This is a genomic window from Hymenobacter mucosus (genome assembly GCF_900188255.1).
In the GTDB taxonomy this organism is placed as follows: Bacteria; Bacteroidota; Bacteroidia; order Cytophagales; family Hymenobacteraceae; genus Hymenobacter; species Hymenobacter mucosus.
This window is the reverse complement of the sequence record NZ_FZNS01000011.1, coordinates 94,517-118,309: the sequence shown is the minus strand read 5'-3', so window position 1 is coordinate 118,309 and position 23,793 is coordinate 94,517. Positions and strand designations below refer to the sequence as shown.

At 56.4% G+C, this 23,793-nt stretch carries 20 protein-coding genes and 1 tRNA gene; 15 read left to right on the top strand and 6 right to left on the bottom strand.

The window, feature by feature from the left end; all coding sequences use genetic code 11:
* Window positions 1-92: 92 nt before the first annotated feature.
* Window positions 93-1,277, bottom strand: a complete 1,185-nt coding sequence (locus CHB83_RS19990; protein ID WP_089333965.1) for a phosphoglycerate kinase — start codon at window positions 1,275-1,277, stop codon at window positions 93-95.
* A 180-nt stretch (window positions 1,278-1,457) separates the two neighbouring features.
* Here CHB83_RS19990 and CHB83_RS19985 point away from each other — a divergent pair, with 180 nt between their 5' ends.
* The 9 genes from CHB83_RS19985 to CHB83_RS19945 all read left to right on the top strand — a co-directional run bounded on the left by CHB83_RS19985 (window position 1,458) and on the right by CHB83_RS19945 (window position 11,159).
* Entirely contained in the window at window positions 1,458-4,157 is a 2,700-nt protein-coding gene (locus tag CHB83_RS19985; protein ID WP_089333964.1) for a D-alanine--D-alanine ligase family protein, read from the top strand.
* A 181-nt stretch (window positions 4,158-4,338) separates the two neighbouring features.
* The gene (locus CHB83_RS19980) at window positions 4,339-5,124 is read left to right on the top strand and encodes a PASTA domain-containing protein (protein WP_089333963.1); all 786 of its coding nucleotides are present in this window, start codon (window positions 4,339-4,341) and stop codon (window positions 5,122-5,124) included.
* A 194-nt stretch (window positions 5,125-5,318) separates the two neighbouring features.
* A complete protein-coding gene (locus tag CHB83_RS19975) occupies window positions 5,319-7,184 on the top strand; it encodes a T9SS type A sorting domain-containing protein (RefSeq protein ID WP_089333962.1) in 1,866 nt (621 codons plus the stop codon).
* Between the two features lie 71 nt (window positions 7,185-7,255).
* Window positions 7,256-7,555 (top strand): rhodanese-like domain-containing protein, encoded by a 300-nt coding sequence (locus CHB83_RS19970; RefSeq protein WP_045687971.1) that lies wholly within the window; start codon window positions 7,256-7,258, stop codon window positions 7,553-7,555.
* Between the two features lie 337 nt (window positions 7,556-7,892).
* A complete protein-coding gene (locus CHB83_RS19965) occupies window positions 7,893-8,345 on the top strand; it encodes a MarR family winged helix-turn-helix transcriptional regulator (RefSeq protein ID WP_045687970.1) in 453 nt (150 codons plus the stop codon).
* 40 nt (window positions 8,346-8,385) lie between these two features.
* The gene (locus CHB83_RS19960; protein WP_173664796.1) at window positions 8,386-8,823 is read left to right on the top strand and encodes an organic hydroperoxide resistance protein; all 438 of its coding nucleotides are present in this window, start codon (window positions 8,386-8,388) and stop codon (window positions 8,821-8,823) included.
* A 197-nt stretch (window positions 8,824-9,020) separates the two neighbouring features.
* The gene (locus CHB83_RS19955; protein WP_089333961.1) at window positions 9,021-10,016 is read left to right on the top strand and encodes an NADP-dependent oxidoreductase; all 996 of its coding nucleotides are present in this window, start codon (window positions 9,021-9,023) and stop codon (window positions 10,014-10,016) included.
* 105 nt (window positions 10,017-10,121) lie between these two features.
* A complete protein-coding gene (locus CHB83_RS19950; protein ID WP_089333960.1) occupies window positions 10,122-10,430 on the top strand; it encodes a putative quinol monooxygenase in 309 nt (102 codons plus the stop codon).
* A gap of 48 nt (window positions 10,431-10,478) precedes the next feature.
* Complete coding sequence (locus CHB83_RS19945; protein ID WP_045687968.1) at window positions 10,479-11,159, top strand: type 1 glutamine amidotransferase domain-containing protein; 681 nt, start codon at window positions 10,479-10,481, stop codon at window positions 11,157-11,159.
* Window positions 11,160-11,273: 114 nt separating this feature from the next.
* On the opposite strand, the gene CHB83_RS19940 is transcribed toward CHB83_RS19945, so the two are convergent.
* Entirely contained in the window at window positions 11,274-12,542 is a 1,269-nt protein-coding gene (locus CHB83_RS19940) for a cation:proton antiporter (protein WP_089333959.1), read from the bottom strand.
* Window positions 12,543-12,769: 227 nt separating this feature from the next.
* Window positions 12,770-14,701 carry a RecQ family ATP-dependent DNA helicase gene (locus CHB83_RS19935; RefSeq protein ID WP_245855388.1) on the bottom strand — a complete coding sequence of 644 codons (1,932 nt, stop codon included), beginning with the start codon at window positions 14,699-14,701 and terminating at the stop codon, window positions 12,770-12,772.
* Between the two features lie 323 nt (window positions 14,702-15,024).
* Between CHB83_RS19935 and CHB83_RS19930 the strand changes: the two genes are divergently transcribed.
* On the top strand, window positions 15,025-15,582 hold the full coding sequence (locus tag CHB83_RS19930) for a hypothetical protein (RefSeq protein ID WP_089333958.1): 558 nt from the start codon (window positions 15,025-15,027) through the stop codon (window positions 15,580-15,582).
* Window positions 15,583-15,636: 54 nt separating this feature from the next.
* Here the strand turns inward: CHB83_RS19930 and CHB83_RS19925 are convergent, their stop codons facing one another.
* Window positions 15,637-16,443, bottom strand: coding sequence for a hypothetical protein (locus CHB83_RS19925; RefSeq protein ID WP_089333957.1), 807 nt, complete (start codon window positions 16,441-16,443; stop codon window positions 15,637-15,639).
* A 419-nt stretch (window positions 16,444-16,862) separates the two neighbouring features.
* Window positions 16,863-17,519, bottom strand: a complete 657-nt coding sequence (locus tag CHB83_RS19920) for an ABC transporter ATP-binding protein (protein ID WP_110979954.1) — start codon at window positions 17,517-17,519, stop codon at window positions 16,863-16,865.
* Between the two features lie 226 nt (window positions 17,520-17,745).
* On the opposite strand from CHB83_RS19920, the gene CHB83_RS19915 reads away from it, so the two are divergent.
* The 3 genes from CHB83_RS19915 (at window position 17,746) to CHB83_RS19905 (ending at window position 21,243) form a co-directional block, all read left to right on the top strand.
* Window positions 17,746-18,858, top strand: a complete 1,113-nt coding sequence (locus CHB83_RS19915; RefSeq protein WP_143437221.1) for a glycoside hydrolase family 113 — start codon at window positions 17,746-17,748, stop codon at window positions 18,856-18,858.
* 187 nt (window positions 18,859-19,045) lie between these two features.
* Window positions 19,046-20,248: an ADP-forming succinate--CoA ligase subunit beta gene (gene sucC / locus CHB83_RS19910; protein ID WP_045687964.1), complete on the top strand. Its 1,203-nt coding sequence runs from the start codon at window positions 19,046-19,048 to the stop codon at window positions 20,246-20,248.
* A 113-nt stretch (window positions 20,249-20,361) separates the two neighbouring features.
* A complete protein-coding gene (locus tag CHB83_RS19905; protein WP_089333955.1) occupies window positions 20,362-21,243 on the top strand; it encodes a transglutaminase-like domain-containing protein in 882 nt (293 codons plus the stop codon).
* Window positions 21,244-21,333: 90 nt separating this feature from the next.
* Here the strand turns inward: CHB83_RS19905 and CHB83_RS19900 are convergent, their stop codons facing one another.
* Entirely contained in the window at window positions 21,334-21,825 is a 492-nt protein-coding gene (locus tag CHB83_RS19900; RefSeq protein ID WP_045687961.1) for an organic hydroperoxide resistance protein, read from the bottom strand.
* A 148-nt stretch (window positions 21,826-21,973) separates the two neighbouring features.
* On the opposite strand from CHB83_RS19900, the gene CHB83_RS19895 reads away from it, so the two are divergent.
* Window positions 21,974-22,045 (top strand) — tRNA-Arg (locus CHB83_RS19895).
* 266 nt (window positions 22,046-22,311) lie between these two features.
* Window positions 22,312-23,685: a phage integrase SAM-like domain-containing protein gene (locus tag CHB83_RS19890; RefSeq protein ID WP_179225578.1), complete on the top strand. Its 1,374-nt coding sequence runs from the start codon at window positions 22,312-22,314 to the stop codon at window positions 23,683-23,685.
* Window positions 23,686-23,793: the final 108 nt, after the last annotated feature.

The window sequence follows — 23,793 nt, the reverse complement described above, 5'->3', positions numbered from 1 at the left end:
CACGTCACTTCTTCCGAACTCAACTCGGTGGCAGGTCGTCGCATGCCGCAAGCTACCAATTGCGCACTATACGCTTACTTCTGTATGGCTACTTAACCTAGGGCAGCTACGCCGGGCAGTTCCTTGCCTTCCATGTATTCCAGCAGGGCACCGCCACCTGTGCTGATGTAGGATACCTGTTCCGAGAAGCCCAACTGGTTGACAGCAGCGGCCGAGTCGCCGCCGCCGATGAGGCTGAAGGCTCCGGCTTGGGTAGCATCGGCAATAGCCTGGGCCACCGCTTCCGTGCCGGTAGCAAAGTTGCTCATCTCAAACACCCCCATCGGGCCATTCCACAGGATGGTTTTCGACTGGCGCACGATGTCCGTAAAGGCTTTGGTTGACTCCGGGCCGAGGTCCAGACCCATCCAACCGGCCGGAATCTGACCGTTGGCAGCTACCTGCGTGGCTGCGTCGTTGGCAAATTTGTCGGCAATAACGCTGTCGGTAGGGAGCACCAGGTTTACGCCCTTGGCTTTGGCTTTCTCAATGAGCTGGAGGGCCAACTCTTGCTTGTCAGCCTCTAGGAGAGAATTGCCGATTTCGCCGCCCTGCGCTTTGGCGAAGGTATAAGCCATACCCCCACCAATGAGCAGATTGTCTACCTTGTCGAGCAGCTTTTCAATGATGAGAATCTTGTCCGAAATCTTGGCGCCGCCCATGATGGCGGTGAATGGGCGCTCGGCCTGCTCCAGCACCTTCTTGGCGTTGTCCAGCTCGCCTTGCAGTAGGTAGCCGCCTACGCGGTCCTCAGGGGCGAAAGAATCGGCAATGACGGCGGTGGAGGCGTGCTTACGGTGCGCCGCTCCGAAGGCGTCATTCACGTACACGTTGCCGAGCTTGCTGAGCTTTTCTGCGAAGGCAGCATCACCTTTCTCTTCCTCGCCGTAGAAACGCACGTTTTCTACCAACAGCACCTGGCCAGCTTGCAACGCCTGCGCTTTTCCCTCGGCTTGCAGGGCATCATCGGCAAACTGCACTTCCTGGCCGTACTCCTGACCGAGGCGCGGCAAAATGTGCTTTAGAGAGTACTTTTCCTCAGGGCCACCCTTGGGCCGGCCCAGGTGCGAGAGGAGCACTACGGCGCCACCATCGGCCAAAATCTTCTTGATAGTGGGCGTAGCGGCTCGAATGCGCGTGTCGTCGGTGATGGTAAAGCTTTTATCGAGGGGCACGTTGAAATCCACGCGCACCACGGCACGCTTGCCGGCGAAGTTGTACTGATCGAGGGTTTTCATGGAATGGAATTGGGGTTTGGGATGGGGCGAAGGTAAGAGTTTGGGGTAATGAAGTGATGCCGTAGCTGCGTATTGCGGCCGCTAGTAGCGTAGACATAGGGTACGGCAGTTTGTTATCTGCTGGTCAGTTGGTGCTGGCATTACCCCATCACCTCCCGAAATACTACCTTTGCACTACCTATGAAAATTGGCATCTTCTTCGGCGGCCCGTCGCGTGAGCGGGAAATTTCCTTTGCGGGCGGCCGCACCGTATACGATAACCTGGACAAAGCCTTGTTTGAGGCCGTGCCCGTATTTGTGGACAGCCGCGGCAACTTCATTCTGCTCGACTGGCACTACATCTATAAAGGCACCATCCGCGACTTCTATCCGCCCGTGTCGGCGCTGCCGCGCACGGAGTTGCCCGTGCAGATGTACCTGGAAAGCCTGGGCGACCTGAGCGTGGAGGACCAAGACCGCATTATTGCGGAAGTGGGCCGGCGCATTTTACCCCACGAGTTGCCCCAACTCATTGACTTTGCCTTCTTGGCCTTGCACGGGCCGGCGGGCGAGGACGGCGCTATTCAGGGCTTGCTGGAGTGGTATGGCGTGCCGTATTCCGGCTCCGGCATTCTGCCCTCGGCTTTCGGCATTGATAAAATTGCGCAGAAAAAGCTGCTTAAGGCCCTGGGCCGCCCTACCCCCGACTTCCGCCAAATTACGGCCGAAGAGTGGGACACGGCTGACCCGCAGGCTACCCTCAGCTACCTGACGCGTGAGTTGGGCTTGCCGCTGGTATTTAAGGCCCCGCGCCAGGGGAGCAGCATTGGCGTTAGCATTCTGCGCGAAGCCGACGTAGCCAAATTTGCAGCCGCCATTGAGCGAAGCCTGTTCCGCAAAACAGTAACCCAGGCCGAATGGCAAGGCCTAGCCGAGCACAAGAAGATTGTGTGGCTGCAGCAGCTAGTAGACATCCGCGAGGGTATAGGCTTACCCGTCGTGCTCAACGACGAGCCCGAGCTGATTTACCAACCCGAGCAACTGCTCCGCACCCTGAACGAGCGACTCCAAACGGCGGAGGCCGTGCGCCTCACCAGCGTGGAAGGTGAAACCCAGGTGTTGGTAGAGAGCTTCGTACAGGGCCGCGAGTTTTCGTGCATTGTAGTGGAAGACCCCACCGGTCAGCCCCTAGCCCTGCCGCCCACCGAAATCGTGAAGGGTGAGGAGATGTTCGATTACCGCTCCAAGTACCTGCCGGGCCTTTCCCGTAAAGTTACGCCCATTGACTTGCCGGAGGCCGAAATTCAGCGTATTCGTGAAGCCTGTGAGGAAATGTTCCGCACCTTCGGTTTCCAAGTGTATGCCCGTCTCGACGGCTTCATTGGTCCCGACGGCCAGCTGTTTCTGAACGACCCCAACACGACGTCGGGTATGCTGCCGGCTTCATTTTTCTTCCATCAAGCGGCAGAAATTGGGCTTAACCCGTCGCAGTTCCTTACCTACCTGATTCGCACTTCCCTGGCCGCGCGGCGCCGCGCTGGCCTGCGCCCGGTGAAGCTGGCGGCGCTGCTTACGCAACTAGATGATGCCGTAGCTGCCCGCGCCAGCGAGGAGCGCCAGCGCACCAAGGTGGCCGTCATTATGGGTGGTTACTCTTCGGAGCGCCACATTTCGGTGGAAAGCGGCCGCAATATTTACGAGAAGCTGGCTTCCTCGGTGAAGTACGAGCCCGTACCTGTGTTCCTGACTGGCAACAGCCAGGAGTTCCGCCTCTACGTGCTACCTATCAACGTGATGCTCAAGGACAACGCCGACGACATTCGCGAAAAGGTAGAGCACCAGGAAGCGGGCCACAGCCTGCACCCCATTCTAGAGCGGATTCGCCACGAGGCTCAGGCTATCACCAGCACGTATGCCGGGCAGCCCACGGCCCAGCCCCGGCGCGTGACGTTTGAGGAGTTGGCGGGCATGGTCGATGAGGTGTTCATTGCCCTGCACGGTCGGCCGGGCGAGGACGGTGCGCTGCAACGAGAACTGGAATCGTACGGCCTGCCCTACAACGGCTCGGGCGTGGACAGCAGCTCTATTACCATCAACAAGTTTGAAACCAACCGCCGGCTGCGTGAGGCTGGCTTGCGCGTAGCGGAACACCGCATGGCCAACCGCCTGGAGTGGCAGGCCGATGCCGAAGGCTTCTACCGCAGCCTCGAAACCCAGTTCCCCTACCCCTTCATTGCTAAGCCCGCCGATGATGGCTGCTCGTCAGCAGTAAAGAAAATCAAGAACCGGGCGGAGCTGGAAGCTTTCACCCGCCTCATCTTCCGCGACCAGGAAAGCCTGATACCCGCCGAGGCGACTACCCTGAGCTTGGGTTTCAAGGAAGAATTCCCGCAGAAGGATGCCTTTTTGGTAGAAACCCTCATTGACCGCGACGGAGCCGCTCACTTCCTGGAAGTGACGGGCGGCCTGCTCACGCACTGGGGCGACAATGGCGAACTGCAAATTGAGGTATTCGAGGCTTCCGAAGCTTTGGCTACCGGTGAGGTTCTGAGCTTGGAAGAGAAGTTTCTTGCGGGCGAAGGGCAGAATATTACGCCGGCGCGCTACGCTGCCGACTTACAAGAGCGCCAGCGGATTTCGGAAGAAGTGAAGCGGGAACTGCGCCGCGTGGCCGAGGTGCTGAACATTCAGGGTTACGCTCGCATTGATGCTTTCGTGCGCGTGCGCCAGAACGGAGCCGTGGAGGTACTCATTATTGAGGTAAACTCCCTACCGGGCATGACGCCCGCTACGTGCATCTTCCACCAAACTGCCCTGGCCGGCTACACACCCTACGACTTTATCGACCAGATTCTGGAGTTTGGAAAGCAACGCAACGAGAAGGCAACGGTGCAAGGGTAATATTCCAGGGCCCTTCCTCCAAGGAGAAAGGGCCCTGGAAATAGGTAGCTGGTGTGTTTTTACTGCTGGTCTTTTACTTGCTCTGGGCCCTCCTACCGAGGCGGAGTACTAGCTTCTCGTATTCTAATCCCTAGTTTTGTCTTGGCTGGCGCGCCAGCTTCCAACCATTAGCTTTCCCTCAATGTCCTTCTTTAAATCCGATACGCCCGCTGACCTCGTTAAACACGTGGTAATCATTCTGGTGGCGGCGGCTGCGCTTGTGTTCGGGTTCTTCTACGTGTACTTGCCCATCACCACGAACCACGGCGAAACCATTGTGGTACCCAAGATTACGGGCATGAACCAGGGCGACCTGGAAGACTACCTGGACGAGCGGGACTTGGCCTTCTTCGTGGACGACAGCAGCTATTCGGCCAGCATCCGGCCGGGCACGGTACTGACCCAGGAGCCCCAGGCTGGCGAGAAGGTAAAGGAGGGCCGCAAAATCTACATTTCGGTGGCTATGAAAAACCCGCCGGTAATCAAGATGCCCAAGCTCACGGACGGCTCGGTGAAGAATGCGCAGATGATTCTGAAAAGCTATGACCTAGTGATTGGCCAAATCAAGCTAGTGCCTGATCTGCGCCAGAATGAGGTGCTAAAGCAGTTTGTGGGTGGCAAGGAAATCACGCCTGGTTCTGCCATTGCCAAGGGCACCAAGGTAGACTTAGAAGTAGGTGATGGCCTGGGCAACCAGGAATTCCCCGTGCCAAATCTAGTAAACATGCCAGTTGATGAAGCAACTACGCTGCTGGCAGGCCAAGGCTTGCAAGTAGGTGAAATCTTCTACCAGGAGCCCGAGGAAGGCCAAACGGATGGCACCGTAGTAAAGCAGCGCCCCGTGCCAGGCCCCGGCGCCACCATCCGCATGGGTCAGCTTGTAGACTTATGGGTGGCGGGCCAAGCCCCGGTGAAGGACGTGCAATAACGTTCTGCTCCGACGCTTCTAACCTACTGTGAACCCGGTATCAAAGGTCCGCTGTATTAGCAGCGGACCTTTTTTCGTTGAGGAGAGTATAGTAGGTGGCTACCGCCGACCCATGCCTTACCAAGTAGGGCGTTTACTTTGGGGCACTGGGGCGCAGTGCCTTGTTTTCTTCCGCTAAAACCATCCTTACGCGTATGAATCGTCTATTACGCTTTGTGTTTGCTAGTGCTACTATGGGGCTAAGCTTGCTGTCTGGCGCCAGCTACGGCCAGTTGCTGCGGCCCCTGCCTGCGGCCCCAGTGCAGCCCGTAGAGACGCCGGTGGCCCGGCGCACGCAGGCGTTGGCGTTACCTTTCTTCGATGACTTCTCGGACCAGCGGGAAGGTAGCCCCACAATTGAGCGGTGGCAAGCAGCGGGCGGCACCTTGGTAAACAACCGCTTTCCACGGCGCCCACCGTCTCGCAATGCAGCCACCCTCGATGGCCTCAATGGCAGGGGCGCACCCTACAACAGCACAGCCTCCATTGGCAACACCGACTCGCTTATCTCGCAGCCCATTGATTTAAGCGGCCTTGCCCCCGCCGACAACGTATTCCTGAGCTTTTACTGGCAGGCAGGTTCCATCTTCGGGCCGCCCTTTAGCGCCAGCACGTCGCGGGCGATTGGGCTGTACGTTGACTTTAAGGACGAAGCGGGCAACTGGACCCAGGTGTGGGGGCTGCGCAGCCAGGGCGACACCAGCATCTTCCGCTTTAAGGCGCTGCCCGTCAACCAAGCAGCTTACTTGCACGGCTCCTTTCAATTTCGGATTCGCACCATTGGGAGCCAGTATAACTCCCGCGACGCGTGGAGTATAGACTACGTACGCTTGGACCGCAACCGCACCGCAACCGACTCAACCTTCCGCGACATTGCAACCAGCCGGGCCTTGCCCAGCGCCCTTAAGCGGTACGCGGCTATGCCGTGGCAACAATTCAACCTGAATCCCACCCAGGAGCTAAACGACCAAGCAGGTACCACAGCCAATAACCTAGACCCGGGCCCCGCTCCTACCCCCATTACCTGGACGGGTACGCTAGAAGTGCTGCCTGGCGGCCCTACCCGGCAGTATCTCACGGGGGGCGCCTCCTTATCGGCGGGGCTGCAGGGGCGGCAAGTGCCCGTGCGAGGCGATATTCGGCTGGGCGCACCTGGCAACCTGCCCGCGGCCCGGCAGCTGCGGCAGCGCGTCACGCTGATCACCAACGAAACCAACCCGCTCACGCTACGCAACGATACGATTTCGCGCGTCACTGAACTAGCTGACTTTTACGCTTACGACGACGGTACGCCCGAAGCCAGCATCAGCTTGCCCATCAGCTCTGGTGGTCCTCAAACCTACTACGCTACCCGCTTTGATTTGAACGGCGCTGACTTCGTGCGGGCCATTCGCATTTACCCCTTTCCTACATCGGCGGGCCGCACCATCACCGTCAACATTTGGGATGACAACAATGGTAGCCCGGCCGCTTCCCCCAAAGCCAGCAAAAGCACTCAGATAACGGCGGCCCAGGCAGCAGCTCAGCAGTTTGTCGAGGTACGCTTCGACGCTCCTGTTGCCGTGGGTACGCGCTTTTACGCTGGTTACGGGCAGGGTTCATCCACGCAGTTTGTGGAGTTTGGAGTAGACCTCAACAACGCCTCGCCCGCGGGAGCCTTTTTCCTGAACACGGCCAATGCGTGGGGCCCCGTATCGTTGGTGCAGGCAGGCACGGCCGGGGCCGTAATGCTGCGCCCCGTGATGGGCAATACCGTTACGACGGCTACTGCACCAGCTGCCGTAGCTGCTTACTACAGCCTTTACCCCAACCCCACTACCGATGGCCACGTGCAGGTAGAAGGCCGCTACTCTCACGCCTTGGTGCTCGATGCCCTAGGGCGCACGGTTTGGGAACAGCCCGTTGCGCAGGCCGGACAAGCAACGCTGGATCTAGGGCAGTTGCCCGCCGGCGTGTACTTAGTACGCCTCCTCCTACCCGATGGTCTTACTGTAACCAAGCGCCTCGTACGCCAGCAGTAAGCAGGCCGCCCGGCTCTGCTTTCGGGGCTTCCCGCTATGTTTGTGCTTCCACACCCTTTTACACAACATTCATGAACGACATCACCACGGCTGAACTGAAAGAACGCCAAGCAAATGGCACTGCCCCCGTTATCATTGACGTGCGCGAAACCTGGGAAAACGAAGAAGCCCGCATTGCTGGCAGCCAAAACATTCCGTTGGGAGAACTACCCAGCAAGCTTGACGATTTGGAAGACTTGAAGGAGCAGGAAGTGGTAGTGCACTGCAAAGGTGGTGGCCGGTCGGCTTCGGCCAAGGCGTACCTCACGCAGCAAGGCTTTCAGAACGTGCGCAACCTCATAGGTGGCATGCAGGCGTATCAGCAAGGGTAGCACTGCCCGGGCTTTCTGGGCCTGCGCCGCACAATAGAGCGAGCAACTTGGGCAGCGTATGCTACCTAGGCTGCTCGCTCTTCTTATAATGCATAGCGCTGTGTTTTGCTGAAGCATGCCTAGCGCCTAGCTGCCAAAGGTGAAGGAGTGGTACCGAATGCCACTAACTTAGAGGGACAAGCAATGCAAGAGGCTGAACTGCGCGGCAGAGTAAGGCCATCTGCTAAACCAGCGAATAATTTTTATCTGATAATCAGCCTATTGAACAATTTTACAAAATTTAATTGTACACAATCAAACATGACACAACTATACTGGGTTACTTTGCACAACCAGCATGACACATACCATTCCCTCAACCGCCGTGAACCCGCTGCTGCAACTGGAAAATCAGTTGTGCTTTCCGCTCTATGCGCTTTCGCGCATGATTACGAAAGCCTACCAACCCTTACTTCAGGAGCTAGATCTGACGTATCCGCAGTACCTCGTATTTCTGCTGTTGTGGGAGCACCAGGAGCTAACGGTAAAAGAGCTGGGCGATAAACTGCTGCTGGATTCCGGTACGCTCACGCCCCTGCTTAAGCGCCTGGAGCAAAAGCACTGGATTACGCGCCGCCGTGATCCACGCGATGAGCGGTCGGTGATTATTGGGCTGCTACCGGCGGGCCAGGCCCTGCAAGCCCGGGCGTGCCAGCTCCCCGAGCAGATTTTTGCTAAGCTTAACATGCCCCAGGCCGATTTTGAGGCCTTGCGGACGCAACTACATACGCTACTTACCCAGCTGGCCTAGGCCACGCTGTTCTTTCACTTTCCTTTATCCCCTCTTTCTCATGAAAATCGAGAAAATTTTCACCGCTCAGGCAAAGGCCAAAGGTGGCCGCGACGGACACATCACTACTGCCAACAACGTGCTGGACGTTGAGCTGAGCACACCCAAGGAAATGGGTGGCCCAGGCAAAGCTGGTGCGACTAACCCCGAGCAACTATTTGCCGCTGGCTATGCTGCCTGCTTTGAGGGCGCTCTGGGCGTAGCTGCTCGCCAAGCTAAAGTAAAGCTGGAAGGAGTGACCGTAGAAGCCTTCATTGGTTTCGGCAAGGCAGAAGACGGGGGCTACGGCATTTCAGCTGACCTGCACGTAAACATTCCCGGCGTAGAACAAGCGCAAGCCGAGCAACTGGTGGAGGCCGCCCACGGCATTTGCCCCTACTCGCGCGCTACTAAGGGCAACATTGATGTGACCCTCAATACCACGACTAACGCCGCTTAGTACGCGCGCTGCTCTTCCTCTCCTTCGGCCGGTTAGATCACCAGTGCAGAGAGAAAAGCATCTATCGTACCACCAGAATTCTGTCATTCTGAGCTGAGTTGTAGGACCTTCTTGCCGGTGAGCGGTTATCATCTCTCCTAAGCGCAAGAGCCTGCTAGCCGCTTAGAATGACAGTTTTCTTTTTACCTGCCTACCCTATGCAAAACAAAACCATCCTGCTCGCTAGTCGCCCAACTGGCACGCCTTCGGCGGAGAACTTCCGCTTTGAAACCACAGAAACGCTTCCGCTCACCGCTGACCACGTACTGCTAAAAACGCGGTATGTATCCGTTGACCCCTACATGCGGGGGCGCATGAACGAAGGCAAATCGTACGTAGCCCCCTTCGAGGTAGGCCAGCCTATTGCGGGGGGCGTGGTGGCAGAAGTTGTAGAAAGCCAGCTTGATACCTTGCCCATAGGCAGTCTGGTTGTAGGCAATTTGCCCTGGCAGCAGTACATACTATCAGACGGCAAGGGCCTCCAGCAGATTCCGGCGGACCAGGCGCCACCTAGCTACTATTTGGGCTTACTTGGCATGCCGGGGCTAACTGCCTATTTCGGTCTACTCGACATTTGCCAGCCCAAGCCCGGCGAAACGGTTGTTGTATCTGGTGCGGCTGGTGCAGTGGGCCTCGTAGTAGGGCAGCTTGCCAAAATTAAAGGGGCCCGCGTAATTGGCACGGCCGGCTCCGACGAGAAGGTGGCCTACCTCAAGCAGTTGGGCTTCGATGAGGCCATTAACTACAAAACGGCCAACATCCCGGAGGCTCTAGCCGCCGCCGCGCCCAACGGAGTAGATTGCTACTTCGACAACGTGGGCGGCGCCATCACGGATGCCGTGTACGACCTACTCAACAAACACGCGCGCATTGCTCTTTGCGGTCAGATTTCAAGCTACAACGACGCCCAAGCTCCTGTAGGGCCACGCCCCGAAGGCAAGCTGCTCAAGACTAGCACAAAGCTGCAAGGATTTATTGTGAGCGACTACTATACGCAGTGGCCCGAAGGTACTCGCCAACTTACGGAGTGGTACCAACAAGGCAAGCTACAATTCGAGGAAACCGTAACCGAAGGCTTCGACCAGATTCCGACGGCTTTCCTTGGCCTGTTTAAAGGCGAAAACACCGGTAAAGCGATTGTAAAAGTTGCCTAACAGCCGAACTCTCTGCTGCGGACTAGGCCTGCACCTATAACCTTGTCATCAACGGTTTATTAGGTTTAAACTCGCTTGCTACAGCGGACGTACATCCTTCTTCCCATGACCAATCAAGCCGATGTGGTTTGCGTAGCCGCCGAATGGCGCACGCAGCCTGAACATTCCGAAACCGTGCGCCAGCTGATGCAGCAAGCTGCGGCCGCGGTGCGCGCCAACGAGCCTGGCAACCTACAGTACGTAGGCCACCAGGACCCCAAAGATCCGACGCACTTCCTGTTCTATGAGCAGTATGCCAACCAGGCGGCCCTGGAAGCGCATGTGGCCTCTGCCCATTACAAAGAACTGGTAGCAACTCAAATTGTGCCCTTGCTTACTGAGCGCAAGGTGACGCTCTACAAACTTTTGGCGTAGGGGCCCTTCTTTTTCGCCCTCTTTATACCCACCTCAACCTCTCCTACCATGCGTATTCTATTGGTGCTGACTTCTCATGATCAGCTCGGCAACACAGGCAAGAAAACCGGCTTCTGGCTGGAAGAATTTGCTGCTCCGTACTATGTATTTAAAGAGGCTGGCGCCACCCTTACCCTGGCTTCTCCTAAAGGCGGCCAACCACCCCTGGACCCCAAAAGCGACGACCCCAGCGCCCAAACGGAAGCTACCCTACGCTTCAAGCAGGACGCGGAGGCCCAGCAGGCCCTTGCTACTACCGTTGCGCTCAACACCATTGCAGTAGCCGACTACGACGCCGTGTTTTACCCCGGTGGCCACGGTCCGCTCTGGGACCTAGCCGAGGACCCTACCTCTATTGCCTTGCTTGAGGAGATGTACGCTGCCGGCAAGCCCGTGGCGGCCGTGTGCCACGCGCCCGGAGTTCTGCGCCACGTGAAGGCTCCCGATGGTTCTTTGCTCGTGAAAGGTAAATCCGTAACCGGCTTTACCAACACCGAAGAGGATGCCGTGCAGCTCTCCGACATTGTGCCCTTTCTGGTGGAAGATGAACTGAAAAATGCCGGCGGCATCTACTCCAAAGTAGCCGACTGGCAACCCTACGTGGTACGGACCGATAACCTCATTACCGGCCAAAACCCCGCTTCTTCGGAGCCTGCCGCCGAGGAACTGCTTAAGCTACTACGCAAGTAGGCCCCGCGTTTCGTAACACAAGCGCCCTGGTTACTCTTCAAGTGAGAGTAGCCGGGGCGCTTGTGTTGGTACCTAGGCCTAGCTGACAAGCTCCGTATCTCTGGCTAGGCTTTTCTACTGCTGGGGTGCTGAGCTGGCGGCGTCTAGTGGGCGGTTTCGGCCAAAGAACAGGGCATAGAACCCCAGAATACGGCGCTTTTCCACCAGAAAAAACAGGATGGTACACAGCACGGTGGTAGCCATAATAACCGCAAACGTGATGGTCTGGATGGCCGGGCCACTGGGTACACCGCGCTGAGAAGGCAGGGTAGCTAGCACAGCGGCCCCGAGTCCCTTGGGAATCATCACGCTCATAAAGGCCATGTCGAACTGGGGGGTACGCAGGTCGGTGGTGGCGAGTACCACGGGAATGCGCACCAGAAACAGCAGCACCGTCATGCCCACACCCAGGGCAATAAGCTGCCAGTTATCCAGTACGATGGACATGCCCACGTACACAAAGAAGAAGGTGCGCAACAGGAATACGATTTCCGCGAAGAAGTCTTTTTCCATGGCCGTTAGCTCCACGTGCTCGGTAGGCTGGGGCAAGAAGCGGCCCAGCCCCCAGGGCCGCAGCAGCGCCACATTGCCGAGGGTAATGCTGAAGAACAGCACCGCAATGGGGCCACTAAACTGCATCATCTCTACCAAGCCGTACAGGATAAACACAAAGGCCGGCGTGGAAAACCGCGTCTTGAGCAGCGTAGGCACCCGGTTCAGCAGCACCGACCATAGGTAGCCTGTTGCGATACCCGCGAGAATGGCAACTATCAGGGAAGAGAGAATCTGGGTGAACAGGGTGGCTACGTTGAACGAGGAGCCGGTGTAAAAGCTGATTAAGGCAATGGGCACGGCTAGCGTAAACACGTCGCTCAGGGCCGACTCCATTACCAGGGTAGTAGAAGTTTGCGGTAGGATATCCACCTTACGAGCCAGCGTGGTAACCACCGCCGAAGACGTGCCTCCCAGAATGCTGCCCAGAATGAAGGAACTCAAGAAATCTAGTCCGCCGAAGATCTGCGCCAGGATTGCCACTAGCAGCGTCGTCATAATGAAGTTGAGCGTGGTAAGCCCCAGGGTGCCGCGAAATGCCGACCGAAGCTGCTCAAAGCGCACTTCCAGCCCACTTTCAAAGAGAATGAAGACCAGCACTACGTTGGAAAACACGCGCCCCGCCTGCCCAAACGCCGCAGGATTTATGAGATGGAAAACCGGTCCTAATAGGATTCCTACCAGCAGCAACCCCACCACGTCGGGGATTCTGGTACGGTCGAATAGTTGGGCCAGGTAATGACCCAGAAAGATTAGAAAACCAATCAGAATAATGAGAATGGGTGTAGTCATGCGCAGCGGACGAAGCCGAGTAAACAAGCCCGTAAAAGAAGGGCAGGCAAGACCATGCCTAGGGTAAAACTACTCATTCAGGCGGGGGTAGCCGCACTCCTACCCAATAAGGGGAGCAGTTTAAGCAACACTTCTTCCTGGCATTGTGCTACAAGCTCAACTGTCCAACTCTTGCTTTTATCCGCGCACTTTGGTTCGCTTTTCAGCTCTTCACTACCCGGTGTTTGCTACCCCAGCCGGCCATCAGCCGCGTAGCGCAGCTCGCCCAAGTCTACTAGTTCTCGCAGCAGCCCGGTAACGGCTTGCGCCTGCCCTGGCGCAAACTGCGTGAGCACCTCCCGGGGTGTTTGAGGTGTTGCCTTTACTAGTTGCAGCACTTGCTCCCGCAGTTCCGGTACCGGGGCCGCCTCCTGCCGGGCTTTTTTCTGCGCCAGGCAGTAGTCGCACACATTGCAGGCAGGCGCATCCAGTTCCCCAAAGTATTCGAGCAGCAGTTGCTGGCGGCAGCGCCCTCCCGCCGCGTACCGAATCACCGACTCGGTTTTGTGGCTGGCCAGTTCTCGGGCCTGGGTAAGACGCTTCTGATCCAGGGGTAGCTTGTCGGCATCGAAGCGGGGAGTAGTGAACAAGGCCTGGGGTGACTCGTGCTTGGGCTGATACTGGATGATGCCGGACCGGTGCAGGAACACGAGCATCTTGCGCACATCTACCACACTCAGGCGCAGATGTTGGGCTAGGCTGTTTTCCGAAATCCGCTGGAAGCCCGCAAACAACTCTCCCCCATTGAAGCGTAGCAGACTCTTGATGAGTTGATCGTGCTGGGCGTTGGCAACCTGAAAGCGGTACAGGTCGGTGTGGTCAATGGGGATGTGGACGCGGGCGGGGTTATTGACCGCCTCATTCAGCTGCACAAATCCTTCTCGCTCTAAGGTGCGCAAACTATTATGGGCATCTAGGGCCTTAATGCGGTAGGTTTCGGCAAATTGCTGAAGGTCGAAATCAAAGGCAACTAACTCGCCGCCGCCCAGGGCAGTGCGGGAAAAATTGGCCAGGGCCTGATACACACGGCGCACGGTATCGAGGGGCGGGTGGGCCTGCTGGGTGCGGCGGCGCAGCTCGTCGGCATCGTTGGGCCCTTGCAGTAGCACCGCAAAGGCGTACTTCTCGTCGCGGCCCGCGCGGCCTGCTTCCTGATAGTACGCCTCCAAGTTGTCGGGGGCGTCGAGGTGAACTACCAAGCGCACATCGGGCTTATCAATACCCATCCCGAAGGCATTGGTGGCTACTATGCAGCGCGTTTTGTTTTGCATCCAATCCTGCTGAGTGCGGGTGCGCTGCTCACTGGGCAAGCCGGCATGGTAGGGAGCCGCCCCTATCCCTTGTTGCCGCAGATACGTAGCCGCTTCCTCCGTTTGGCGGCGCGTGCGCGCATACACAATGCTGGTTTTGTCAACCCCTACCCCGCGCACTACCTCTAGGAGGCGCTTGAGCTTGTCTTCGGTACTCAGCACAGAGTAAGACAGATTGGGCCGCGCAAAGCTCTGCTGAAATACCTGGTACGAGGGGCCAAATTGCAGCTTCTCCACAATGTCGGCGCGCACCTGCTCGGTGGCCGTAGCCGTAAGGGCAATGCAGGGCACGCCGGGCAGCAGCTCCCGCAGTTCCTGAATACGCAGGTAGGGCGGGCGAAAATCGTAGCCCCACTGGGATAGGCAGTGGGCCTCGTCAATGGCCAGCAAGCGGACCTTCATTTTAGCCACTCGGGCCCGGAATATATCCGTCAGCAGGCGCTCAGGACTCACGTACAGGAATTTCACTGGCCCGTACACGCAATTGTCCAGGGTCTGGTCGATTTCCTGGTGGCTCATGCCCGCGTACACAGCTTCGGCCCTGATACCACGCTTACGCAGGTTTTCAACCTGGTCCTTCATCAGCGCAATCAGGGGCGAGACAACTAGGCATAAACCGTCCCGCGCCAGCGCGGGCACCTGAAAACAAATGCTCTTGCCGCCGCCCGTTGGTAGCAGTGCCAGCGTATCCTGCCCCGCCAGCACCGCCCGGATAATATCCTCTTGCAGCGGGCGAAACTGAGTGTGCCCCCAGGTTTGGCGCAGCACGTGCAAAATATCGTCGGTAGCAGGTAACAAGGCAGTGCGCAAGATATGAGGACTACGAAGGTAACGCCGCCTTAGCGTAAACCGCAACCGACAGGACTACTACTATGCCGCCTGCCTCCGCTACGGTTGTGCTACAAGTCAGACTCAGCCATTAAAAGCCGCGGCAGGGTACTGTGTTGAATTTTGTAAGTGCTCGGTACTGTGTGTGCCTTATCTGAATAGAAATAAATCAAGGTTATTTAGTTTTATATTTATTAACTCATCTATATATTGTTGTCCAGCTTACCCTGCTTAGATGCTGTTTTGCAGGTGTATTGCTAGTTCCGCACTCCTTTTCTTTTCCACAACCTGGTCACCCGTAGCCCATGAGTCTACAGCTACTTACTGAAACGTCGGCTATTTCCATCTATCTCGATGTGGACAACCAGTGGCTCTATGCTGACTGGCACGGACATCTTACCCTAGCGCGGGCTCAAAAGTGCTGCACTACCTTAGCCTACTACGTTTTACAGGGACAATACACGAAAATTATCAACGACAACACCAATGTACTGAGTATGAGTGCCGAGGTGTCATCGTGGTTGGCCAACGAGTATTTGCCTTATGTGGCAGTGGGTGGCATTAAGTTTATTGCCTGGGTGAACTCCCCGAGCATGAGTGCTCAGTGCTACACCGATATAGCATTAGGTAATTTAGCATCGCCTGTTGTGGTGCGCTTCACTGACACAGCTACGGCCTGTAGCTGGTTGCAAGGCGCCCAGTTTCATTCGCCCAATTCCATAGGTGCTCCCGTACAAAACACCCACCAGCTGGTAGAGCTACTGCAAGAACACCGCACTACAGCGCCCCTGGCCGAAGCCCTCAAAGCTCGGCTTATGAGCGGTTCTGTGTATGGGCAGAACAGAAGAAATGACAGACAATAAAAAAGCCTGACTTCAATAGAAGTCAGGCTTTCATCACCAGTAAGCGCAGTAACCTTAGGCCGCCGCCGATTGACCGTTCTCACGATCATCAATAGCTTTCTTAAGCTTGGCAATGGCTTGCGTAGCGCGCTCCTCATCCAAACGGTTGATGTTTAACAGCATCTTGGTTTTCTCTGGGCGCGTGATGACCGGATGGTTCAGCAAGCGAATGATTTCTTCTTTCTGCGAAGCCGAAGCGTAGGATGGAGCAGGAGTCTCTGCTACTACCGCTACGGGCTCAGCAGGCACTGCTTTCATAGCAGCCGGAGCTTCGGCCGCTGCCGGGGCTGGAGTAGCAGCTGGTGCTACCGTCATGGCAGGCTGAACGGTGGGCGTGTTGCCACCATACTCCATCTCCTCAGCTGGAGTAGGCTCGTAACCCGCCGCCCGGATAATCCAAGCCAGGATATTACGGTATGCTTTGCCGATGGCACGCGTCTGCGCCATACTCATAATGGCAAACTCCTGGTAGAACTTCTTGCCCTGCTCTTTATTGGAACAGATTGCGAAGCCCGCACCTACCGTGTGGCCCGACTTCATGTCGAACAGGGTCACCTTGGCCTGGTACTTAATTTCTTGCTCCGTCGAAACGTTGATGACATGGTCCACGATGGGCACAATACCTAAGCGCGAACCAGCGTACTGCCAGCCTTCCACGTTTACGAACTCTTTACCCTGCACCGTAGTGCTGAGCTTGTTGTCTTTGATGAATTTAGCAAGGTCCGTCGCCAAGTGCAGCGTCTCGTCGGAGCGCGAGATGTCAAAGCTCTCCACTTTAGTCTTACGAACCGGCTCTTTGATGTTCTTAGTTGCTTCGCTCATGGCGTCTTTCCTTTATGTCCTGTAGTACCGTTTGGTGTTCTGTGAGTATAACCTTTGCAGCAGCTAAAAGGTGCAAAAATCGTATATTTTTTATGTATTTTTTATTGTTGAAAACCAGATACTTATAAAACACATTTCCAAAAATATTAGTCACCCAACGATTTTGGAATTCAGGCCTGAATTTCTTCTTCTAAAACGCGTAAGACCCGCCCATAGTTCGGGCAAAAAAGAACCCACTGGCTTGTTTCCGGAAAACAAGCCAGTGGGTTTCGCTAAGCGGTTCTGGTCAAGGAGAACGCGCTACCAGGGTCAAACTATAAAGCGTATCTAAGCATGGCCCAGATACGCTTTATACGTGCTACGGAAGAGTTTGTTTAGCTGTTTGCCACTATACCCAGCGCAACAGCGCCTGTAGCATTCTACCCTTCCCAGATGTTGCCATCCTTCATTGTAATCTTACGGTCGGCCATTTCGGCTAGCTGATCGTTGTGGGTCACGATGACGAACGTTTGCCCCAGCTCTTTGCGCAATAGGAAGAAGATTTGATGCAGTTCCTGCGCGTTCTGGGAGTCAAGGTTACCGCTCGGCTCATCAGCAAAGATGATTTCGGGGGAGTTGATAAGGGCGCGGGCCACGGCGGTGCGCTGTTGCTCGCCCCCGCTCATTTCGGAAGGCTTGTGGTCGGCCCGCCGCTCTAGGTTCAACATGCCGAGCAATTCGCGGGCGCGCACCCGAGTTTCCTTTTCCGAGCGCCCCGCGAGGTAGGCTGGCAGGCACACATTTTCAAGGGCCGTAAACTCAGGCAGCAGGTTGTGAAACTGGAAAATAAAGCCAATATGGCGGTTACGAAAGCGGGCCAAATCGGAGCGGCCCAGGGAGCTAACCGACTCTCCATCGAAAAGCACCTCCCCGGAATCAGGATTATCTAGGGTGCCGAGGATATGCAGCAACGTGCTTTTGCCGGCGCCCGACGAGCCCACAATGCTCACAATTTCTGACTTCTCAATCGTCAGGTCGATGCCCTTGAGGACTTCCAGCGTGTTATATTTCTTGCGGACGTTAATGGCTTGCAGCAAAATCGAAACAGATAAAGTGAGCTGGCTACGGGAAACAAATCTACGCAATGTCGGCCGTTGCGGTAGTGCTGGCCGCTCAGAAACCTCACCCCCTGCCCCTACTAGTTGTACGCAGGCAGAAACAGGCTCCTTGCTTCACAACTAGAAACATGCTGCTTCACCTGCGTGGGGTAGTAGCGCGCTTTTCCGGTACAACTACTACCTTTCTTCCACCATGCTACCTGCCATGTTCGTCCCCCGTCCTGCTAGTTACCGTGTGCTATGGTTGTTACTAGTGGTAGCAGTAGCGGCTGGCAGCCGGTACTGGCAGTACCGAAGCCGGCTACTCCGCGGCACCGCCAGCGCCACTACCCAGCCAACCCTGGCTGTGCCCCGGGCAGAGCGAATGCGAGGCGTGAACTGGGTAGCCGCCGATTCCCTATCCGCTCAGGATATGGAGCCGCTAGTGCAGGCCCACGTGACGTGGATTGCCCAAACTCCTTTCGGCTGGCAGCCCGATGCTGCCAAGCCCGAAATCCGAGTGCGTACCGCATCCAACGGCCGCGGGTTCTGGGGCGAGGGCGACCAGGGGCTGCTTCGTACGGCCCAGTGGGCCCGGCAGCGCGGGATTCGTACGCTACTGAAACCGCATTTGTGGCTGCGCACCGGTGGCACTTGGCCCGGCGACGTGCGCATGACCAGCAGTGCCGACTGGCAGGCCTGGTTTGTCAGCTACTCCGCGTTCATGCTGCACTATGCGGCTCTAGCTGAGCAAGGCCACATGGAGGCGCTGTGCATTGGGACGGAGCTAGAACACGCCAGCACGGAGCACGAGACCGAATGGCGCGAACTGATTCGCCAGATTCGGGCGGTGTACCATGGCTCCCTCACGTACGCGGCTAACTGGAGCGGAGAGTTTGAGAAGATCCGCTTCTGGGACGCGCTCGATTTTATCGGCGTGCAGGCCTACTTTCCCCTCAGCACTACCAACCACCCCGATAAACAAGCCCTACTAAAGGCCTGGGCTGAACCTCGCCGCCGCTTAGAAGCCGTGCAGCGGCGCTACCACAAGCCCATCGTTTTTACGGAAGTTGGGTACAAAACCACGCCCGACGCCGCCATTGAACCCTGGAAGTGGCCCGACCGCACCGCGCTACCGGCTACCCCCGACGAGGCGACGCAAGCGGCCTGCTACGCTGCTATGTTCGAAACTTTCTGGCCCCGACCCTGGCTGCAAGGCGTATTTGTGTGGAAGTGGTACCCGGGGTTGCAGGCAGATGGCTCCGCGCGGCGCCATCTTGACTTCACCCCCCAGCACAAGCCAGCAGAGCGTATTATGGCGGAGTGGTTTGGCAAATAATAGCCCTTTGAACTAATGCCAACGGATCCTTTTAGCCTCGCTAACTCCTCAATGTGGCTCTCACTAAGCCTGCCAAACAGCAAAAACTAGGGTACCGAAACCAGAAACCAAAAACTCACAACTCATTTCTGCCTACTTTCGCGCTCAGTACATATACCACCCCCGAAACCCCTCTTAACTGACCTCTATGAACATTCACGAGTATCAGGGCAAAGAAATTCTGAAGCGCTACGGCGTGCGCGTACAGGAAGGCATCGTGGCCGACACGGCTGAGGAGGCCGTAGAAGCGGCGAAGAAGCTGACCGAAGATACCGGCACCAGCTGGCACGTGATTAAAGCCCAGATTCACGCCGGCGGACGCGGCAAAGGGGGCGGGGTGAAACTCGCCAAAAACCTGGAGCAGGTGAAAGACATTGCTGGCCAGATCATTGGCATGCAGCTCGTAACCAAGCAAACGGGTGCCGAAGGCCGCAAGGTGCATAAGGTGCTAGTAGCTCAGGACGTGTACTACCCCGGCGAGTCGGAAACCAAGGAATTCTACATGAGCGTGCTGCTGGACCGCACTACCGGCAAAAACGTAATCATCTATACCACCGAGGGTGGCATGGACATCGAAGAGGTGGCCGAAGCTCATCCCGACAAAATTCACCGGGAGCACATTGACCCCCGCGTGGGGTTGCGCCCCTTCCAGGCGGCTAAGATTGCCTTCAACCTGGGTCTGACGGGCCCCGCCCAGAAGGAAATGGTGAAGTTTGTATCGGCCCTGTACAAAGCGTACGACGAAACCGACTCCAGCATGTTCGAAATCAACCCCGTGTTGAAAACTTCGGACAACAAGATTCTGGCCGTTGACGCCAAAGTGACGCTGGACGAAAACGCCCTCTACCGCCACAAGGAGTTTGTAGAGCTGCGCGATACGAACGAGGAAGACCCACTGGAAGTAGAAGCTTCGGCCTCGAACCTGAACTACGTGAAACTCGACGGCAACGTGGGCTGCATGGTAAACGGTGCGGGTCTGGCTATGGCTACCATGGACATCATCAAGCTGTCGGGTGGTGAGCCTGCCAACTTCCTCGACGTAGGAGGTGGAGCCAACGCTCAGACCGTGGAAGCTGGCTTCCGTATCATCCTGAAGGACCCGAACGTGAAGGCTATTCTCATCAACATCTTTGGTGGCATCGTGCGTTGCGACCGGGTAGCAAACGGTGTGGTAGAAGCCTACAAGAACATCGGCGACATTAAGGTGCCCATCATTGTGCGCTTGCAGGGTACTAACGCCGAAGAAGGCGCCCGTATCATTGACGAGAGCGGCCTGAAAGTGTATTCGGCTGTGCTGCTGAAGGATGCCGCTCAGAAAGTAAAAGAAGTGCTAGCTGCCCAAGGCGCTTAGTAGTTTTTTTGTAGCTTGGAAGGCCCGTCTAGTCTACTAGGCGGGCCTTTTATTGTTTCGGCCAACCTGTTGGCTTACTGCTCCGTTAAGATCCGCTCACCACACCTACTTGTATGGAAAGAAATACCTATACTCTTTCCCTGCTGACTGCAGGTTTTTTGTTGGTAGTTCAAAGTCTCGCACAGCCACTAGCACTCCAGGCGGCCGACAATCCGGTAACGTACGTTACCGCCCCCGACCCAATTCCTTATACGTTTCAGTATAGCCCACCTAGTACGGCGTACCTCACCCGCCTGCGGGAGATGTACGGACTGGAGGCAGTAATAGCTTCTGAAACAACCGATTTGGGCCGGGCACGGGCCTTGTGCCAGTGGGTGCATCACCGCCTCGACCACGATGGCCATAAGCAGTTTAAGTCGCAGGATGCCTTTGCCATCCTGAACGCATCCATGCTAGGCCAGCAGGTACAGTGTGTGGAGTTTGGCCTAGTGCTCACGGCTGCTTTCAACGCCGTCGGCATTCCAGCCCGACCGCTTTATCTAAAAGCCGCTGATGTGCAAACGCGTACTTCGGCCGCTGGCCATGCACTTACCGAAGCTTGGCTGCCTGATCAAGGCAAGTGGGTTATGGTCGATAGCCAAGCTGACATCATCCCGATGCTGGGCAAAACCCCGCTCAACGCCGTGGAATTGCAACAAGCAATTCTTCGCAACGATGAGCAGCTCGCGGTGCTAACCTCCACCGATGCCAAGGCCAAACCGTACTTTAAATGGGTTGACCAATACCTGTTTTATTTCGATACGGTGATGGACAACCGCTATGGCGTGCGTTCGGCCCGCACTGGCCTGATGCTAGTGCCCGTTGATGCCCATAAGCCCGTCATTTTTCAGCGCACGGAGGCCATCCACAATATGCACTATACTAACTCCGTCACGACGTTCTACTCCCCTCCTACCGGAACTGATTGGATGCTAGCCGAACGAGAAACGCGTTAACTCGATACCCCACAGAAAAGGGCAGCGCACTCTATTGTGCGCTGCCCTTTTCTGTGGGATGTAGTAGCTAAAGTATGCTACCCTACAGTGCTATTGTACGCCGCCTTTTTCGGCTACGCCAGCATTTTCTTCGGCGTCTACTGGAATGACTTCGCCCTGCACGCGTAGTTCTACTTCCATGTTGCCACGCGTTCCTACTGAGTAAGGGCAAATTTTGTGTGCCTGACGAACCATATCAATGGTCTTTTCTCGGTCAAAGGCCTTCAGATCTACGTCTAGGATTGCCGACAGGCCATACCCCTCGCCTTCCTGGAACAAGGAAACCGAGCACTTCACTTCCGTTTGTGGGTCCAGCTTATCCCCAGCACGCTGAGCAATTACGAGCAGAGCTTGTTGAAAGCAGGATGAATAGCCCGCTGCGAAAAGTTCCTCTGGGTTGGTAGCGCCCTTCTTGCCGCCTAGCCCTTCAGGTACCGACATGTCGAGGTCGATGATGCCAGTTGCGGAACGAACGTGGCCACTCCGGCCACCTATAGCCGTAGCATCAGCAGTATACAGGGTCTTTTTTTCGGTGCTTGCCATAGAAATTTGGGTTCAGGGAAAGTTTGTAGGTATGCTAACTGGTCTGAGCCGTGGAAGGTTACTTGAAGTGAGTATAGGATTTTGCAGAAAAACCCGCTACGCGTTTGGCAGCAGGACATTTTCTCTCTAGTTTTGCCCTTCATTACTGGGTCGCGTAGTACAACGGATAGTATAGGAGTCTCCGAAGCTCTTGATCCAGGTTCGATTCCTGGCGCGACCACACAGATAATAAGCGGCCTGCCGACTGAGGACTTTCCTTGGCCGGCAGGCCTTTTTTTGGCCCCTACTGCCTGCTTTCGCGGTTGCCAGCGCGGGGCCTGGCCCGTAATCCGGCAACCAACTCGGGGGAATTGCCAAAACCGTTGGACAACTCGGTAACCGAAAAAGTCCCTTTATTCGCCGTTTTATCCACATTCGGCGGTTACCATGTACCTACAGTCTACTAATAGCGTTAGTATTACAGTTCTGTACCACTACCCTATTGCTATGACTGCTTACAAATTAAAGATGTCGCTACGCTTCTGGCGGCGCGCCAACCGTGAAGACGCGGTGGGGTGCGCGCCCATCTCCTTGCGGCTTACGCTCAACGGCCGGGCCGAAATCACAACCAATGTGGACGTACCCGCCGCCTACTGGGGTGGGCATAAAATCCGGGTGCAATTACCAGCTGCTAAAAAGGATCGCCGCGCGGGCATGAACGCGGACTGGGTGGATGAAATGAACCGCCGCCTGCAACGCATCTATGACGAACTCGATGAAAAGCGCGAACAGTACCGCAAGAAAGGCAGGCCCTACACGGCCAAACAAGTAGCGGAAGACTGGCGCGGCGGTGGATCGGCAGAGTCCAAACCCCTGCGACTAGTTGAGTTATTCGACCAGTTCGAGCAAGCCATGCAGCGGGCGGCACTGAAAAAAAGCCCCAGTACCCTGCGCTCTTACGCAACTCGTCTATCCAATCTGAAACTATTCTTACAAAAAGGCCTACGCCAACCAGATTTACTGGCTTCCGACGTGACCATGCAAACCGGCCTGAAGCTCGAGCAGTGGAGCCAGGACCACGGCCACAACGACTGGACCATGCGCAAGCAGGTAAACATGCTGCAAATGGTGCTGGCCTACGCCGCCAAACATGACCTGTTGCCGAGCAATGTGCTGTATGGGTTCCGCTACGAGTCGGCGGCCGAAGCCACCGTGCCCGTTTCGCTCCCGAGAGAAGACGTGCGCAAGCTGGAAACGGCGGTGTTTACGGACCTGTACTTGCGCGAGGTAGCCGATATGTGGCTGTTCATGTACTACACGGGCCTTTCCTACGTGGACTACATCCGGTACGCTACTGAACCTAGCACCTTCACCTACCGAACACTAGTCGATGGCAATCCCCAAGACTGGATTCGCATGGTGCGCCAAAAGATGATTCGTCGTAAACCCGAAGGCTTCTCGGTACCCATCTTAAAAGACGCTTCTCGGCTGCTGGAACGGCGCCGCTACGTGCTGCCACGACTAGACAACGCCTACACCAACCGCAAGCTTAAGGAAATATCCACGGCGCTGGAGCTGTCCCTGCCCCTTACCTGCAAGATTGCACGGGCCTCCTTCTCGCAGCACCACCGCGACCAAGGCGTAAGCGGGGAAACCGTCGCGGCTATGATGGGTGATACGGAAACTGTGATGAACCGGCACTACTCCAAGATTCGGGAGCAGCGCATTGCCAAGGAACTCGGCATCATGTACGTGAGCCGCACGGAAGACACCCCGCCCATGCGCGCCACGGGCACCGATGGGCCCGGCTGGCTCCCTCCCACCCCCGATGATTGGCGCGGCGCTGGCCCCGCCGCAACAGGTGATGCAGCTTTTAACTAACCTTCTCTCTTCTGCTATGAAAACCCTCTCCCTCCCCGGCACCCTAGGTAGTGCTACCATTATCTTTCCCCCTACCCCTGGCACTGTTGTAGTATTGCCACCCCCACC